At 71.4% G+C, this 16,123-nt stretch carries 14 protein-coding genes; 9 read left to right on the forward strand and 5 right to left on the reverse strand.

Going from position 1 to position 16,123, the window contains the following annotated elements:
• Positions 1-88: 88 nt before the first annotated feature.
• The 3 genes from EVS81_RS13770 to EVS81_RS13780 form a co-directional block, all read right to left on the reverse strand.
• The gene (locus EVS81_RS13770) at positions 89-1,060 is read right to left on the reverse strand and encodes an AraC-like ligand-binding domain-containing protein (RefSeq protein ID WP_130110871.1); all 972 of its coding nucleotides are present in this window, start codon (positions 1,058-1,060) and stop codon (positions 89-91) included.
• Positions 1,061-1,095: 35 nt separating this feature from the next.
• Positions 1,096-2,364 carry an aspartate aminotransferase family protein gene (locus tag EVS81_RS13775; RefSeq protein ID WP_130110872.1) on the reverse strand — a complete coding sequence of 423 codons (1,269 nt, stop codon included), beginning with the start codon at positions 2,362-2,364 and terminating at the stop codon, positions 1,096-1,098.
• A gap of 253 nt (positions 2,365-2,617) precedes the next feature.
• Positions 2,618-3,622, reverse strand: coding sequence for a phosphotransferase enzyme family protein (locus EVS81_RS13780; RefSeq protein ID WP_130110873.1), 1,005 nt, complete (start codon positions 3,620-3,622; stop codon positions 2,618-2,620).
• Between the two features lie 510 nt (positions 3,623-4,132).
• Between EVS81_RS13780 and EVS81_RS13785 the strand changes: the two genes are divergently transcribed.
• On the forward strand, positions 4,133-4,744 hold the full coding sequence (locus EVS81_RS13785) for a TetR/AcrR family transcriptional regulator (protein WP_130110874.1): 612 nt from the start codon (positions 4,133-4,135) through the stop codon (positions 4,742-4,744).
• Positions 4,745-4,771: 27 nt separating this feature from the next.
• Here the strand turns inward: EVS81_RS13785 and EVS81_RS13790 are convergent, their stop codons facing one another.
• Positions 4,772-5,341 (reverse strand): TetR/AcrR family transcriptional regulator, encoded by a 570-nt coding sequence (locus EVS81_RS13790; protein WP_130110875.1) that lies wholly within the window; start codon positions 5,339-5,341, stop codon positions 4,772-4,774.
• A 151-nt stretch (positions 5,342-5,492) separates the two neighbouring features.
• Between EVS81_RS13790 and EVS81_RS13795 the strand changes: the two genes are divergently transcribed.
• Together EVS81_RS13795 and EVS81_RS13800 are read left to right on the forward strand one after the other, a co-directional pair.
• Positions 5,493-7,220 (forward strand): CocE/NonD family hydrolase, encoded by a 1,728-nt coding sequence (locus tag EVS81_RS13795; RefSeq protein WP_130110876.1) that lies wholly within the window; start codon positions 5,493-5,495, stop codon positions 7,218-7,220.
• A complete protein-coding gene (locus EVS81_RS13800; RefSeq protein WP_240739864.1) occupies positions 7,217-7,699 on the forward strand; it encodes a DUF3237 domain-containing protein in 483 nt (160 codons plus the stop codon). The genes EVS81_RS13795 and EVS81_RS13800 overlap by 4 nt, the downstream gene beginning before the upstream one ends.
• Positions 7,700-7,749: 50 nt before the next feature.
• Here the strand turns inward: EVS81_RS13800 and EVS81_RS13805 are convergent, their stop codons facing one another.
• The gene (locus EVS81_RS13805; RefSeq protein ID WP_130110877.1) at positions 7,750-8,337 is read right to left on the reverse strand and encodes a TetR/AcrR family transcriptional regulator; all 588 of its coding nucleotides are present in this window, start codon (positions 8,335-8,337) and stop codon (positions 7,750-7,752) included.
• A 118-nt stretch (positions 8,338-8,455) separates the two neighbouring features.
• Here EVS81_RS13805 and EVS81_RS13810 point away from each other — a divergent pair, with 118 nt between their 5' ends.
• The 6 genes from EVS81_RS13810 to EVS81_RS13835 all read left to right on the forward strand — a co-directional run bounded on the left by EVS81_RS13810 (position 8,456) and on the right by EVS81_RS13835 (position 16,104).
• Positions 8,456-10,102, forward strand: a complete 1,647-nt coding sequence (locus tag EVS81_RS13810; RefSeq protein WP_130110878.1) for an ABC transporter substrate-binding protein — start codon at positions 8,456-8,458, stop codon at positions 10,100-10,102.
• A 171-nt stretch (positions 10,103-10,273) separates the two neighbouring features.
• On the forward strand, positions 10,274-11,227 hold the full coding sequence (locus tag EVS81_RS13815) for an ABC transporter permease (RefSeq protein ID WP_130110879.1): 954 nt from the start codon (positions 10,274-10,276) through the stop codon (positions 11,225-11,227).
• Positions 11,224-12,087: an ABC transporter permease gene (locus EVS81_RS13820; RefSeq protein WP_130110880.1), complete on the forward strand. Its 864-nt coding sequence runs from the start codon at positions 11,224-11,226 to the stop codon at positions 12,085-12,087. Before EVS81_RS13815 ends, EVS81_RS13820 begins: the two co-directional genes overlap by 4 nt.
• Positions 12,084-13,847 carry an ABC transporter ATP-binding protein gene (locus EVS81_RS13825; protein ID WP_130110881.1) on the forward strand — a complete coding sequence of 588 codons (1,764 nt, stop codon included), beginning with the start codon at positions 12,084-12,086 and terminating at the stop codon, positions 13,845-13,847. The genes EVS81_RS13820 and EVS81_RS13825 overlap by 4 nt, the downstream gene beginning before the upstream one ends.
• Positions 13,844-14,323: a DUF3237 domain-containing protein gene (locus EVS81_RS13830; RefSeq protein WP_130110882.1), complete on the forward strand. Its 480-nt coding sequence runs from the start codon at positions 13,844-13,846 to the stop codon at positions 14,321-14,323. The genes EVS81_RS13825 and EVS81_RS13830 overlap by 4 nt, the downstream gene beginning before the upstream one ends.
• A 122-nt stretch (positions 14,324-14,445) precedes the next feature.
• Positions 14,446-16,104 (forward strand): amidohydrolase, encoded by a 1,659-nt coding sequence (locus EVS81_RS13835; RefSeq protein ID WP_130110883.1) that lies wholly within the window; start codon positions 14,446-14,448, stop codon positions 16,102-16,104.
• Positions 16,105-16,123 lie beyond the last annotated feature (19 nt).

A 16,123-nucleotide genomic window follows, 5' to 3' on the forward strand; every position in this document is an offset into this window, starting at 1 on the left:
GAGTATCACAACTCGGTTGCGGTGTGGACGCGGAAGCGCCCGCCGCCCGACCATCACGGCTGGGCGGCGGGCGCTCCGGAGTCGCGGATCAGAAGCGTCGCAGCTCGCTGGGCGAGATCCCGTAGCTCGCCTTGAAGACGCGGCTGAAGTGCGCGGCGTCGGTGAACCCCCAGCGCGCCGCGATCGCCGACACGGTGCGGTCGCTGAGCACCGGGTCGAGCAGATCGGTGCGGCAGCGCTCCAGTCGTCGCTCGCGGATCCAAGTCGAGACCGTGGTGTCGGCCTGACGGAAGAGCGAGTGGAGGTGGCGCGTCGAGATGTAGTGCGCGGCCGCGATGCTGCTGGGTGAGAGCTCGGGCGACGCGAGGTGGAGATCGATGTAGCTGTAGATCTTCTGCAGCAGCACCTGGTGCGGATCCCGCTGCCCGGGATCCGCATCGAGAATGCTCGAGAAGAGCGTTCCCATCAGATCGAGACTCGTGTGCGCGAGCTTCGCGCGGACGCGGTCGGAGAGCTGCGTCAGCTGGGCCGGGAACTGCGACAGGAACGTGGTGATCACCGGCGTGAGACCGCTGTGCTGCTGCGCGAACGATACTGCGGTGAGCTGCTCCGTGAACGGAATCGGAATGTCGATCCGGTCCTTCGGGAACATCATGATGAGGTTGCGGAACTCCTCGCCGAACAGCAGGGAGTACGGGCGGGACGTGTCGTACACCGTGAGGTCTCCGGGCCGCATGACGAGCTCGCGCCCGTCCTGCACCAGGATGCTGCTGCCGGAGAGCAGCAGGCTGACCTTGTAGTAGCCGCTGCCGCCGTCGGCGATGGTCTCGGGGGTGCGCTCGACGAGATGCGGTCGCGCCGCGACCTCCGTGAACACGATCTCGTCGGCGTCGGCTGAGGTCAGCCGGGCGGAGAAGCCGTCGTCGTGCTCGGCGCTGATGCGCAGGGGCACGAACGACGACGACACCAGATTGCGGAAGCCGCCGAGGCTGTCCACGTGAGCGGGGCGAGACTCGGGGCGCGAGGCGCCGCCTCGTTGCGGAGCGAGCTGCACGGCCATCACCTTCTTCGATCTACCTGCCGAGAGGATACACCTTACACATCGGACAGCGCATCGGAGAGCGCGTCCAGCAGGATCGGCAGCTCCTCCGGGCCGAAGGCGAGCGGGGGGCGCACCTTGAGCACGCTCTCGTCGCGGCCGATCCTCGAGATGAGCACCCTGCGCGCCTTCATCGCCTCGACCACTTGCTTGGCGAGCTCGGGCGCCGGCACGCCGTCGACGGCGAAGTCGAGGCCGAGGAACATGCCGACGCCCTTGGCCGAGCGCACGAAGTCGTAGCGATCCGCGAACTCCTGGAAGCGCGCGGCGGCCTCGGCGCCGAGGGCCGCGGCCCGGGGCATCAGCTGCTCCTCCTCCATCTCGAGCAGCACGGCCTCGCCGACCGCGGCGGACACGGGATTGCCTGCGAAGGTGTTGAAGAACTCGTTCCGGGATCCGAAGCGGTCGAGCACCTCCTCGCTCGTCACCACCGCCGACATGGGGTGGCCGTTGCCCATCGGCTTGCCCATCGTGACGAGGTCCGGGCGCATGCCCGCGTACTGGTGGCCCCACATGTGGCTGCCGGTGCGCCCGAAGCCGCTCTGCACCTCGTCGGCGATGACCATGCCGCCCGCCGCGCGCACCCGCTCGACGATGCCCGGCACGAGGCCCTCGGGCAGGCGGGGCATGCCCTCGGTGGAGAAAAGCGGGTCGAAGAGGCAGGCCGCGATGCCGAAGCCGGCTTCCTGCAGAGACGCGATGGATGCGTCGAGCGAGGCGAGCGTCTCGGCGAGCACCTCGGCCTCGGGGCGCGCATCGCGGTCGAGATCCGGAATGCGGAGCGTGCGCACGTTCGGATCCAGCGGGGTCGCGGTCGTGAGGCCGGTGGTGAGACCGGCGAGCGTGATCGTGGTGCCGTGGTAGCTGTAGTCGGACACGATCATGCCCGTGCTGCCGGTGAGCTGACGGGCGATCCGGATCGCGAGCTCGTTGGCCTCGGACCCCGAATTGCCGAAGAAGATGCGGTCGAGCCGGGGCTCGAAGGTGGCGAGCAGCCGCTCGGAGTAGTCGACGACGCGCTCGTTGAGATAGCGGGTGTGCACGTTCAGCGTGGCCGCCTGGGCGGCGAGGGCCGACACCACGCGGTCGTTGCAGTGGCCGACGTGCGGCACATTGTTGTACCCGTCGAGGTAGCGCTCGCCGTCGGCGGCGGTGAACCAGACGCCCTTGGCCGACACGAGGTGCAGCGGTTCGGCGTAGAAGAGCGGCGAGTAGGGGCCGATGGTGCGGTTCCTGCGTGCGATGAGGTCGGCGGTGGAGGTCATTCTGCGTTCTCCTCGGGGTTCTGCGGGGTCATCGAGCGCGGTCGGGTGGCCGCGTGCGTCGTTCTGGGCGGGCGGGGTGATCCGTGCGTCATCCTGGGCGGGCGGGGTGATCCGTTCGTCATCCTGGGCGGGCGGGGTGATCCGTTCGTCGTTCTGGGCGGGCGGGGTGATCCGTCCGTCATCCTGCGCGGGCGGAGCGAGTCGCAGGATCTCTCCGGTGAATTCGGGGCCGGCGGTCGTCCGAGGTCAGCGCTCATGCGGACGCGATGAGGTCGCGGGAGAGCCGGACGATGTGGGGCAGCACCGTCGTGGCGTGCCACTCGGCGGTCGGCTCGCCCCGGCGGTCGGCCGACCAGCCGAGGTAGGTGAGCCCGCGCGCGAGGAGGATGGCGGGGAAGACCGCGCGGTCCGCGTCGTCGAGCGGGCGCACCGACTCGTAGCCGCCGAACAGCGCATCCCGGTACTCGGCGTAGCGGGGATGCGGGGTGTAGAAGTAGAGCGCCGTCGCGAGATCGAAGAGGTGCCAACCGGCGGCGAAGTCGTCGAAGTCGATGAGCACCAGTCCGTCTGCGGTCCGCAGCACGTTCTCGGGCGTGAGGTCGGCGTGGATGGGGCCGAAGCGGTGCGCGGGGGAGCCGTAGGCGCCGAGCGCCTCCCGGATGCGCGCGATCGCGGCAACGACGGCCGCGCGGTCCTCTCCCACGAGCTCCGCGATGCGCAGGGGATCGCCCCAGGCGGGTTCGGGGCCGACGAGGCCGTCGAGGTCCCAGTCGTCGCGCGGCACCGCCATCGTGTAGCCCGAGCGCTCGGTGGCCGCGTGCACCTGCGCCGAGAGGCGCCCGAGCTCGGCGAAGTCGGCGGGGTCGATGGCCGCCGTGCCGTCGACCCCCGTGCGCTCGTCGCCGAAGTTGCCCCGGTTGGGGATGAGATGCTGCAGATCGACCTGGTGCGCCCCGGCCGGGTGCGTCGCGCCGACCACGCAGAAGCCCCGGCCGTCGGTCGTGCTCACGAAGTGGGGCACGGCGACGCCCTCGCCGTGCAGAGCGCGCACGAAGTCGAGCTCGCACCCGAGCTCTTCGTCGCTGTGGTAGCCCCGTCGGTGCACGCGCAGCACGTAGTCGGTATCGCCGTGGCTGAGCGAGAAGACGAAGTTCTCGCGCTGCTTCAGCAGGGTCAGGTCTGCATCCCGGGGGAGGCCGTAGGCGGTGAGGGCCTCGCGTGCGAGTTCGGTCGCGGCGGTGAGATCGACGGCGATCATGTGGTGTCCTTTCGCGGGACTGGCGGGATTGCTGGGATCCCGGCAGAAATCTATACTCAGAGTATAGAAAGTCGCGACCTGCAGCGCAAGTGCCCGATCGGCGAGTGCGGGCGGCCCTGCTTTCGCGCCCGGACCCCTGCTCCCGCACGGATCACCTCCTCGAGATCCCGATTTCTGTCGCTCCTAGGACGGCGCGGCGACGAGAATCGGGATCTCGTCGCATGAGGGGCGGGGCTGCGGTGCGGGACGGGGCGGGACGGGGGCTGCGGGACGGGGCTGCGGTGCGGGGTGGGACGGGACAGGGACAGTGCGGTGCGGGACGGGGACGGTGTGGGGCGGGGACGGTGTGGGGCGGGGCGGGGCGGGGCGGGGCTGCGGTGCGGGACGGTGCGGGACGGGGACGGTGCGGGACGGGGGGGGTGCGGGACGGAACGGAACGGGGCGGGAGGCGGCTCGACGGACCCGCGCCCCGGCTCGAGGCGGCGGAGGCGCGGACTCTAGAATGAACGTGTGAACCGGGACAGCGGAAGCCGGGCGACCAGCCTGCGCGAGCGGAGGCAGCAGCGCACCCGGCGCGAGCTCGTCGACGCGGTGCTCGCCGTGGTGGCGACGGGCGGCCTCGCGGAGACGACGATCGACCGCATCTCGGCCGAGTCCGGGATCTCGCGCGGCACCGTCTACGCGCACTTCCCGGGCGGTCGCGACGAGCTGCTGCGGGCGGCCTACGCGAGGCTCGGCGAGCAGCTGGTGGACCGCACCCGCGAGGCCGTGCTCGCCGCGGACGACTGGCGGGGGCGGATCGTCGCGCATGCACGCGCGATGTTCGACCTGGCGGGCGACGCGCGCATCGGCCACTTCTACAACGTCTCGGGTCCGACGCTCATCGTGGACGGCGCAGAGCGCGGCATCGGCTCGGGCGCGAGTATCCTGTCGATCCGGGAGGCGCTCCAGCGGGCGCAGGTTTCGGGCGACGTCGACGCCGGGGTCGACGCCGACGCGGCCGCGGTGCTGCTGGTCGGAGCGCTGCGCGAGGCGGCGATCGGGGTGGCGGCGCAGACCGTCGACCCGCGGCGCGCGGCTGCATCCTTCGAGCGGCTGGTCGACGGACTGGCTGCGCGCTGAGGCTCCCGATCGACTTCGGCGGGGCGCCTACAGTGCGGCGAGGAGCGCGTCGACCGCGGTGCGCGTCAGGGAGGTGCGCGCGGGGTCGCGGTCGAAGTCGCCGATGAAGACGTTGCCCAGCGCGGCGGTCAGCACCCCCTGCGCCGCGGCCTCCCGGGCGGCGGGGGAGGCGGCGGGCTTCGCCGCCGCGATGCAGGCGGCGAGCCGGCTCCGGGTCGAGCCGTAGGCGGCTGCAAGGGTCGCGGCGATGTCCTGATCGGTGCGCGCGAGCTCGACGAACGCGAGCACGATGGCGTTCTCGGCGCTCGAACTCGCGAACTCCTCTCCGAACAGGAAATCGAGCGCTCCCTCGAGGTCGTCGACCCCGCTGGGCAGGATCGCGGGGGAGCCGGTCTCATCTGCGTAGAAGGCGCGCGCGGCGTCGAGCAGGAGGCGATCCCGGTTGCCCGCGAAGTGGCGCACGTGCCCTCGGGACATGCCTGCGGTGTCGGCGATGCGATCGAGGGTCGTGCCGCTGATCCCGCGCTCCGAGATGGTGCGCAGCGTGGCATCGATGATCTGTTCGCGGCGTTCGTCGGCCACGGAGGGGCGTGCCATGCGTGCTCCTGTTCTCTGGGGTTCCAGCCTAGCCCGACCGGGCCGTGCTCGTTTTTTAGTCTAGTCGGACTTGACTAAATACCGTGGTTCGCCCTAACGTGTTCACGTCCGGTCGTCGTCGACGGCCGGTGTCCGCCCACGAAGGAGTGACATGCCCGACATCCTGCACCTGGCCCCGGCGCCGCCCAGCCCGCGTGCGATTCAGGAGCGCGTGCGCACCCGCGACGGCGTCCACCTCGCCACGGACGTCTATCTGCCGGGCGGGGAGCCGGGCGCTCCCGAAGAGCGACGAAGCGGAGTTGCGCGAGCGGCGTGCGACGTCGCCGGCGACCGCGATCGCGTGCCGGGCGACACCATCCTCATCCGTCTGCCGTATGACAAGAGCGGCGCCTATACCTTCATTCCGCTCGTCGCCGAGTACTTCACCGCCCGCGGCTACCGCGTCGTGGCCCAGGACGTGCGCGGCAAGTTCCGCTCCGAGGGCGAGGCGCTGCTCTTCGTGAACGAGGTGGACGACGGCTACGACACCATCGAGTGGATCACGACCCAGCCGTGGTCGAACGGGCGCGTGGCGATGTGGGGAGACAGCTACTACGGCTACACCCAGTGGGCCGCCGCCGCGAGCGGGCATCCGGCGCTCACAGCGATCGCGCCCCGCGTCACGGGCACGGGCCTGGGGGAGCCGGTGCGGCGCGACCCCGGCGATCGCACGCGCGGCGTCGAGATGGGCATCACCAACATGTACCCCCTCACGCACTTCTTCGGGCGGGACACCTACCTGTGGGAGCCCGACTGGTCGAGGCGCGACTTCTCGGCGCAGGCCGAGGCCTTCATGGAGCGGCAGGGCCGGCGATCGATCTCCTACGACCAGTGGGTGCCGCACCCGGTGCCGCTGCGGCGGTTCCCCCGCGGCAGCGCGTTCGCGGGTCCCTCCGTGCCGGTCCTGCACACCATCGGCTGGTGGGACAACTGCGCCCCCCTGTCGTGGGCCGACGTCGCGGAGATCGCGCGGCACCCGAACTGGGACGCGCACCACTTCCTGCGGATCGAGTCGATCGATCACGAGAACCACGCGCTGCTGGAGCCCGACGCCGATCGCGTGGAGGACCGCAGCGAGGCGCAGATCCGCGCCATGCTGCCGGGCTACCTCGATCCGGCGCTCGAGTTCTTCGAGGTGTTCGTGCGCGGAAACGGCCGCGCGGCCGACATCCCCCGGGTGACCTGGAGCCTGGGCGGCACCGAGGAGCTCCGCACCGAGGAGGTGTGGCCGCCGGAGGGCATCCGCGTGCAGAGGCGCTTCGCGACCCCCGACGGGTCGCTCGCGGCCGAGCGGCCGGACCGGGCCGAGGAGCTCGGCTGGCAGCACGATCCCGCGGATCCGGTGCCGTCGAGCGTGCCCGACGCGTTCTCGTACCTGCGGCACCTGCCCGACGAGGCGCCTCTCGGCGAGCGCGACGACGTGCTGACCTTCGTGTCGGGGCCGCAGCAGAACGATGTCGACCTCGCGGGCCCCGTCGTCGCCCGCGCGAGCGTGCGATCCACGGGGCCGGTCATGGACTGCTTCGTGCGGCTGCTGGATCTCGCGCCGGACGGCACCGCCCTGCGCATCGCACGCGGTCAGCTGCAACTGCGCGGAGCCACCGACCCCGAGACGCTCGAGATCGATCTCGGACAGCTCGGCTATCGCTTGCGTGCCGGCCATCGCCTGCGGGTGCACGTGTCGAGCAGCGACTATCCGGAATTCCTGCCCCAGCCGGGCACGGGAGGCGACCCCTGGACGGAAGGAGAGCACATGGAGACCAACACGCAGTTCCTGCGCGTCGGAGGCGTCGACGGGTTCGCGATCGAGCTGCCCGTGCTCGACGGGGAGCTCGCGTGAGCGCCGCCGCGCCCCCGGCGGGGATGCCGCGCCTCGAGTTCGCCTTCGAGATCCGCGTCGACTGCGCCCCCGACCTGCACATCGGTCGCGGCGCCGACGAGGTGCTCACACTCACCCCCATCACGGGCGGAACCGTGACGGGTCCGCTGCTGCGCGGCGACGTGCTCGCCGGCGGCGGGGACTGGGCGGTGGAGCGCTCCGGCACGGCGCAGCTCGAGGCGCGCTACGCGATCCGCGCAGCCGACGGGGCCGTGATCGAGGTGCTCAATCGCGGGTACTTCCGCGCGAGCGAGGATGCGCTCGCACGGATGGATCGCGGTGAGCGCGTGCCCGAGGACGACCCCGGGGTCTACTTCCGCACCGCCCCCGTGTTCCAGACCGATGCCCCGGCGCACCGCTGGCTCGCCGAGCACCAGTTCGTCGGGCTGGCGCGCGACGAAGACGGCCAGGTGTGCATCCGCGTGTTCGTGGTGCGCTGATGCGGGCGCGAGACGGAGACGTGCGCGGCGCCGCTTCGGCGACGGCGACGTCAGCGCGGGGCGCGCGGGGTGCGCGGCAGTGCGCGCAGTGCGGCCAGCGCCACCTCCCGGGTGCGCCGGGTGGCCCATCGGGTCGGGTCCTCGGCGTTGGCGAAGTATGCGCCGCGCAGCAGGAGGTAGCCGAGGTCGGCGGCGAGATCTGCATCGGCGAACCCGGCCTCCGCCGCGGTGCGACGCAGCGCTTCGCGGAACGCCTCGGATTCCCGGCGGAGTGCATCGCGCAGCGTCGCCTCGACGTCGGCGTTGGCGACGATCTCCAGGATCAAGGCGCGCAGCACGGCTTCGGTCTCGTCGGGATCGGGCTCGCCCGCGACGAGCGCTTCGAAGCGCTGGAGCGGGGAGAGTCCGGCGGCGATGTGCTCGTAGTCGGCGCGCCATCGGGCGCTCGCCCGATCGAGCACGTTGAGGATCAGCGCGGCGCGGGACGGCAGGTAGTTGGTGACCAGGGTCGTGGATCCGCCGAGCTCGCGGGCCACCGCGCGGATCGTGACCGCGTGGGCGCCCGACGCGCGCGCGACCCGCACGGTGGCGTCGGCGATGTCGCGCAGTCGGGCCTCGGGGTCGATGTCCTTGGGCATGCCGTGAGCCTATCGATCGGCACCGGGGGAAGGCAACAATGATGTACAACGCTGTTATATTTAGATCAGAGCCGGACGGATCGCAGAGGATCCGGCCGCATTCCGAAAGGACGAAGCCATGAAACGAAGTGGACTGCTGGTGGGCCTGGCCCTCGGAACCGCGACCCTGCTCGCCGCGACCGCGTGCGCGCCCCGCGACGGCGGCACTGCGGGAGGCGGCAGCGCCCCCGTGGATCAGGCGCAGCTCGTCGCCGCGCTGCCCGCCGGAACGCAGCCCGTCGAACGGGTGACCTGGTCGGTCGTCGAGGGGGAGCCGGCCACGCTCGACCCCGGAGCCTCGGCCAACCTGATCATCCCCAACCTGTGCGACAACCTGCTCTCGCTGCAGCCGGACTTCACGATCGAACCCGGAGTCGCGGAGCGCGCGGAGTTCGTCGATCCCGTCACCTTCGTCATCGACCTGCGCGACGATGTGCGCTTCTGGGACGGCTCTCCCGTCACCGCGGACGATGTGGTCTACAGCCTGCAGCGCGGCCAGAATCCCCAATCGCAGTGGTACGGCGCGTTCGCGCTGGTGCAGAGCATCGAGCAGACCGGCGAGCGTCAGGTCACCGTGCGGTTCAACGCCCCCGACCTCGACTTCCGCAACGCGATCGCCGGGCAGGGCGGAGCGGTGATGAGCCGGGCCTTCGGCGACGAGGTCGGCCCGGCGCTCGGCAGTTCCGACGCCGGGCTCATGTGCACCGGCCCGTTCGTGCTCGAGCCGGGCGGCTGGACGCCCGGTCGCGCGATCGAGGTGGTGGCCAACGACGACTACTGGGGCGATGCGCCGCTCGTGCAGGAGCTCGAGTTCGTCTTCGTGACCGACAGCTCGACGCTGGCCACCGCGCTCACCCAGGGGGAGATCGACGGCGCCTACAACGTCTCGCCGAGCTCCCGATCGGCGTTCGAGGGCGAGGGCGCCGGGTCGCTCGTGCTCGGTCCGTCTACCGCGTCCTACAGCTTCGGACCCGCGACCGCCGAGGGCCCCGCGGCCAATGCGACCTTCCGAGCCGCGCTCAGCGCGACGATCGACCGCGAGCAGTACATCGACACCGTGCTGGGCGGACTCGGCGAGGTGCAGAAGACCATGGTGCCGCCGTTCAGCTTCTCGTCTCTCGAAGCCGCAGACATCTATCGCGCGGGCTACGACGCCCTCGAGACGCCGGGCCGGGACCTCGAACGGGCGAGGGAGCTGCTCGAGGAGAGCGGCGAACCACTCGATCGACCCCTCGTCATCGCGATCCCCGCGGGTGCCAAGGAGTTCCAGCAGACCGCGACGATCCTGCAGAGCTCCGCGCAGGAGATCGGCGTCGACATCGAGATCGAGGAGCTGCAGCCCGCCGACTTCGGCGCGATGTTCTACGACCCTGCGGGGCGCGAGGGCATCGACTTCGTCTCGACCCAGGGCTACCTCGAAGTGCCGGGGGTCACCGGCTACCCCTCGCTGTTCATGCTGCCCGCCGAGACCGGCGGCGTCTTCAACTGGAGCGGCTACGACGACGAGCGGGTGACCGCGCACATGCAGGCGGCCCGCACGGCCCCGGATGTCGAGACCGCGGCCGAGGAGTTCGTGGCGGCGCAGGAGATCTTCACGCCCGACCAGCTGCAGGTGACTCTGGCCGGCGCGTATCAGACCACCTACCTGAACGACGAGCTGAGCGGCGCAGTGACCTCGATCGCCATCTACAGCAGCCCCTGGGCGCTCCACCTCGGCGGCAAGTGACGCCGGTGGGGTCTGCTCGCCGAGCTCGTCGAGCAGACCCCACCGACGTCATCCTGCGGCCGCGGAGCGGATCGCAGGATCCAGGCTGAGATTCTGCGACTGCGCGCAGAATGACGACTATCCGATCACAGGCTCGATGAAGGGCCGGATCAAGATGAAGGAACCCACACCATGAACTGGACACGTCTGCTGCTGGGAAGGATCGGCGGCCTGCTGCTGACGCTCTTCCTCTCGAGCGTCGTGATCTTCTCGGCACTGCTGCTCACCCCCGGCGACCCGATCGCGGCGCTCGCCGGGGGTGCGAAGCCCACCCCCGAGCTCGTCGCGCAGATTCGCGCGGAGTACCATCTCGACGACCCCATCTGGATGCGCTATCTCCAGTGGCTCAGCGGCGTCTTCACCGGCGACTTCGGCCGATCCTTCGTCTACAAGACCGACGTGATGACGCTCATCGCGCCGCGCTTCGGCATCACCCTGCAGCTCGTGCTGCTGACGGTGCTCATCATCCTCGTCGCGGGCGTGGGATCGGGGATCCTCGCCGCGACTCGCGGCCCCGGCGTGGATCGGGCGGTCGGCATCCTCACCGCGCTCGGCATGGCGCTGCCCGGGTTCGTCGTCGCGATCCTGCTCATCTGGATCTTCGCGAAGAGCCTCGGCTGGTTCCCGGTCTACGGAGAGGGCGCGCCCGGATGGGACCGGGTCTGGCATCTGATCCTGCCGGCCGTCTCGCTCGCGGTGATGTTCATCGCCTACGTCAGCCGGGTGACCCGCAGCGCGATCGTCGCCCAGATGCACGCCGAGCACGTGGACACCGCGCGGGTGCGCGGCATCCCTCGGGCGCGCATCTTCGGCGTGCACGTGTTCCGCAACGCCGCCCCGCAGATTCTCGCGATCTCGGGCACCACGATCGCCGGCCTCTTCGCCGCATCGGCCATCGTGGAGGTCGCGTTCGGCGTCGGCGGCATCGGCTCGCTGCTCACCGAGGCCGCGGCCCGGAAGGACCTGCCGGTGGTGCAGCTCGTGTCGCTGATCCTCGTCGCCGTCTTCGTCGTGCTCAACGCGATCGCCGATCTGATCGGCGCGCTCATCGACCCCGACACCGTCACCGCAGGGAGGCAGGCATGAGCGTCGCTCAACTCGCGCAGGGCCGTGTGCCCGCGACGGCGAAGCGGGTCGCCCGCAAGGACTGGCTCTTCTTCTCGGCGCTCGCGGTCTTCGGGGTCATCGCACTGGGCGCGATCCTCGGGCCGTGGATCGCGCCCTACGACCCGATGCAGCTCTACGTGGGCCCTGAGAACGGGGTGCCCACCCCCGCCAACGTGTTCGGCACGGACGACCTCGGGCGCGACATCATCTCGCGCATGCTCGCGGGCGCCGGGGCCAGCGTGTTCGCGCCGCTCGTGGTGGTCGCGCTCTCGACCGCGGGCGGTGCGCTGCTCGCCATCTGCGCCGCCTGGTTCGGGGGCGGGGTGCGCGCCACGATCTCGCGCATCGTCGACGTGATCTTCGCGATCCCGGGTCTCGTGCTCGCCGTGCTCGCGGTCGCCATGTTCGGCAAGGGCCTCGTCGCGCCGGTGATCGCGCTGTCGGTCGCCTATATCCCGGTCGTCGCGCGGCTCACGCAGACTGCGGCCTCGCGAGAGCTCGGCAGACCCTACATCGCCGCACTGCGCGTGCAGGGCGTCTCGAGCGCCGCCATCTGCTTCCGGCACCTCGTTCCGGCGCTGGTGCCCGTGGTCGCCGCGCAGATGGCCGTCGGGTTCGGCTACGCGATGCTCGATCTCGCCGCGATCTCGTTCCTCGGTCTCGGTCAGCAGCCGCCCGCGGCCGACTGGGGATCCATGATCTCGAGCGGACAGGCCGGCATCCTCGCCGGGGCGCCCGAGCAGTCGCTGTTCCCCGCCGTCTTCGTGGTGCTCACCGTGCTGTCGGTCAGCATCATCGGGGCGCGCGTCACCACCTGGGCCGAGGAGAAGGAAAGATGAACCGGATCAGCGCAGCGCACCCCGTGCTCGAACTCGAGCGCCTGTCGATCGCGATACCGGAGCGCACCCTCGTACACGACTGCACGGTGTCGGTGGGCGCCGGCGAAGCCGTCGGGCTCGTGGGCGAGTCGGGATCGGGCAAGACGCTCTCGGTGCGCGCGGTCGCTGGGCTGCTGCCCGACTCCTGCACCACCGGAGGCGCGATCCGGATCCTGGGTCGCGACATCGCCGAGATGCGCTCCGCCGAGCTGCGGGAGCTGCGAGCGACCCGCATCGGAATGGTGTTCCAGACCCCGCGGGCCCACCTCAATCCGCTGCGCACGATCGGCGACTTCATGACCGAGGCGCTCGTGCACGTGACCGGACGTAGGCGCGACGCGGCCGACCGGCGCGCGAAGGAGCTGCTCGACGAGGTGGGCATCCCCGACCCGGGACGCCGCCTCCGGCAGTACCCCGCCGAGCTCTCCGGCGGGCTGCTGCAGCGCGTCATGATCGCGGCGACGCTGGCGATGGATCCCGAGATCCTGCTCGCCGACGAGATCACCACCGCCCTCGACGTCACGACGCAGGAGGAGGTGATGGCCGTGATCGGCGAGCTGCGGAAGCACCGCGAGCTGTCGATGCTGTTCATCACCCACGACCTCGCGCTCGCGGGCGCCGTCACCGACCGGGTCGCGGTGATGCGCCAGGGGCGCACGATCGAGACGCTGCGCTCGGCGCACATGCGCGAGGAGGCCCGGGAGGCGTACACGCGCGTGCTCATGTCGGCGGCGCTCGACGAAGAGGCGCCAGACGCGCGCCGGCCCAGCGAGCGGAGCGAGTCGACACCCGCCGAGCCCACCAAGGGGAGCCCTGCCGCCCCCGCCCCGATCCTCGAGGTCAGCGGGCTGCGCAAGAGCTATCGGGTGCGCGGCGCGAGCGGTGGCAGGGAGACGCTCGTCGCGGTGAACGACGTCGCATTCGCGCTCGACCGCGGCGGCTCGCTCGGCATCGTCGGCGAGTCGGGATCGGGCAAGTCAACCTCTGCCCGCATCATCTGCGGTCTCGAGCGGAGCGATGCGGGGGCCGTCACGGTCGCGGGTGAGGACTGGAGCCTGCCGGCGCGCTCGGGGCGGGATCGCCGGGCCCGGGCGAAACGGGTGCAGATGGTGTTCCAGGATCCCTACCAGTCGCTCGACCGCAGGCAGACCGTACGGCAGTGCCTCACCGAGGCGATCCGGGTGCACCGTCGCAGCGACCCCCGCGACGCGGTCGAGGCCCGCATCCGAGAGCTCATGGCGCAGGCGAGGCTCGACGAGGGGCTGCTCGATCAGCGGCCCAAGTCGCTCTCCGGCGGTCAGCGCCAGCGCGTCGCGATCGCGCGGGCGCTGGCGGCCGACCCCGAGATCCTGGTGCTCGACGAGGCGGTCTCGGCGCTCGACGTGACGACCCGTGTGGAGATCCTCACCCTGCTCGACAGGATCCGACGAGAGACCGGCGTCGCGCTGCTCATGATCACCCACGACCTCACCGTGATCCGCCGCCTCTGCGACCGGGTCGTCGTGATGCGCTCGGGAGCGGTCGAGGAGTACGGCACCGCCGACGAGATCCTCGACGCCCCGCGCGCCGAGTACACCCGGCTGCTGCTGGATTCGATCCCGCGCGAGGGGTGGCAGCCGCGGCGCAGGCGCCCGGGGCGCACCGCCGCGATCCCGGTCGTGACCCGCGTGCAGACCGTTCCCGATATGCCCGAACTCGCCGATACGGAGGACCGCACATGACCGAGCTCATGCAGCCCGCGTTCGAGTACTGCTTCGAGCTGCGCGTGGAGGTGGCCGACGCGCTGCCGCTCGGCGGCGCCGTCGCAGGGGAGGGCCTGCACTTCGCGCCCATCACGGGCGGATCCTTCGCGGGGCATCGTCTCGACGGGCGCATCCTGCCCGGAGGCGGCGACTGGTGGCGCGGCCGCGGACTCGCCGTGCGCCTCGACGCGCGCTACGTCATCGAAGCCGAGCTGCCGGGAGGAGGGTCGGCCGCGATCGACGTCGTCAACCGGGGCTACTGGCGCACCGATCCCTCCGTCTTCGCGCGCCTGGAGGCCGGCGAGCGCGTGGGCGAGGAGGAGCTGTACTACCGCACCGCGTTCACCTTCCAGACCGAGCACCCCGAGCTGCAGTGGCTCGCCGAGTCGCAGTTCGTCGGCTACGCGCGGCCGGAGCCCGGCCGCGTCGTGATCCGGGTCTTCCGCCTCGTCTGAGCCCGCCGGTCGAGCGGGCGGGGGACTCCTCGATTTCGACTCGGCTCCGTCTCGCTCAATCGGCGGATCCCGAACCCGAACCCGATCCCGAACCCGATCCCGAACCCAGAAAGTAGAACCTCATGCACATCGCCGCAGACCTCTGCATCGTGTCGGGCCGCGTGTTCGACGGACGTGCGCGCACCCGGAGCACCGCGGTCGCCGTTGCGCACGGGCGCATCGTCGCCGTCGGCACCGATGACGCCGTGCTCGCACTGCGCGGCACTGCGACGCGGGTCGTCGACGCGCGCGGCGGGGCGATCCTGCCCGGCTTCGTCGACGCGCACGCGCACGCCGTCTTCGCGGGCGTCGAGCGGCTGAGTCTCGACCTGACCCCTGCACGCTCGGTCGAGGACACCCTCGCCCGCATCCGCCGCGCAGCGGCCGCGCTCGACGCGGCAGGCGATCCGGAGGCCTGGCTCACGGGCGGCGGCTGGTCGCACGACCTCCTGGAACACCCCACCCGGCAGATGCTCGACACGATCGCTCCGCACCGCCCGGTCGCGTTGAGCGACGCCGGGCACCACACGCTCTGGGTGAACTCCCGCGCGCTCGAGCTCGCGGGGATCGATCGCGACACCCCGCAGCCGGCCAACGGCCACGTCCACCTCGACGCGGACGGGGAGCCCACCGGGTACCTCAACGAGGGCGGCGTCGAGCTGATCGCCCCGGTCATTCCGGCCGCATCGCTCGCCGAGATGACGGCCGGCCTGCTCGAGGCCCAGCGCACGCTCTGGGAGCTCGGCGTCACCGGCTGGCACGAGGCGATCCTCGGAGACTTCAACGGCAAGGCCGACTGCACGCCGGCCTACCTCGCCGCGATCGCCGACGATTCGTTGCGCAGCCGCGTCTCCGGCGCGTTGTGGATCCCGCCGGGCACCACCCTCGCCGACGTGCCCGCGCTGGTCGAGGAGTTCGAGCGTCGACGCGCGAGGAACGAGGCGGCCGGATTCGCGTCCTCCACGTGCAAGGCCATGGTCGACGGGGTGCCGCAGGGCGAGACCGCCGCGCTGCTCGACCCCTACTGCTCGCACCCGCACTCGGGGGAGCTGCACATCGATGCCGAGACGATGCGGGAGCTCGCCGTGCAGCTCGACGCGCGAGGCTTCGCACTGCATCTGCACATCATGGGGGATCGCGGCACGCGCGTCGCGCTCGACGCCGTCGAGGCGGCGCGGCGCGCGAACGGACCCGGCCCGCGCCACCACTTCGCCCACCTGTCGATGGTCGACGTCGCCGATGCCGCCCGATTCGGGCCGCTCGGCGTCACCGCGAACATCCAGGGACTGTGGGCGACCCGCGACCCGTCGATGATCGCCGTCGTGGGTGAGGAGCGGGCGGAGCGGGCCTACCCGTTCCGCGACATCGCCGCGAGCGGGGCCGATCTCGCGATGGGATCCGACTGGCCCGTGTCGCTCGCCGATCCGTGGCAGGCGATCCACGTCGCCGTCAACCGGGCGCACCCCTTCGGCCCCGCGGCCGGGGCACCGCCGCTCTCGCCCGCGCAGGCGCTCACGCTCCCAGAGGCGCTCGCCGCGTACACCAGCGGATCCGCCACGCTCGTTCTGGGTGCCGCGGGGCGCGTGCGGGTGGGGGAGCGCGCAGACCTGGTCGTCTCGACCGAGGACCCGTTCGGGCTCCCGAGCGACGAACTGTTCCGAGTGGGCACCGCGGCCACGATCGTGGCCGGCGAGGTGGTGTTCGAGCGCGTCGAGGCGCATACGCCCGCGTCCGTGCGCTAACCTGACCCGATCACGCCGA

Origin of the sequence: Leucobacter triazinivorans (assembly GCF_004208635.1) — a bacterium.
GTDB classification, from domain to species: Bacteria; Actinomycetota; Actinomycetes; order Actinomycetales; family Microbacteriaceae; genus Leucobacter; species Leucobacter triazinivorans.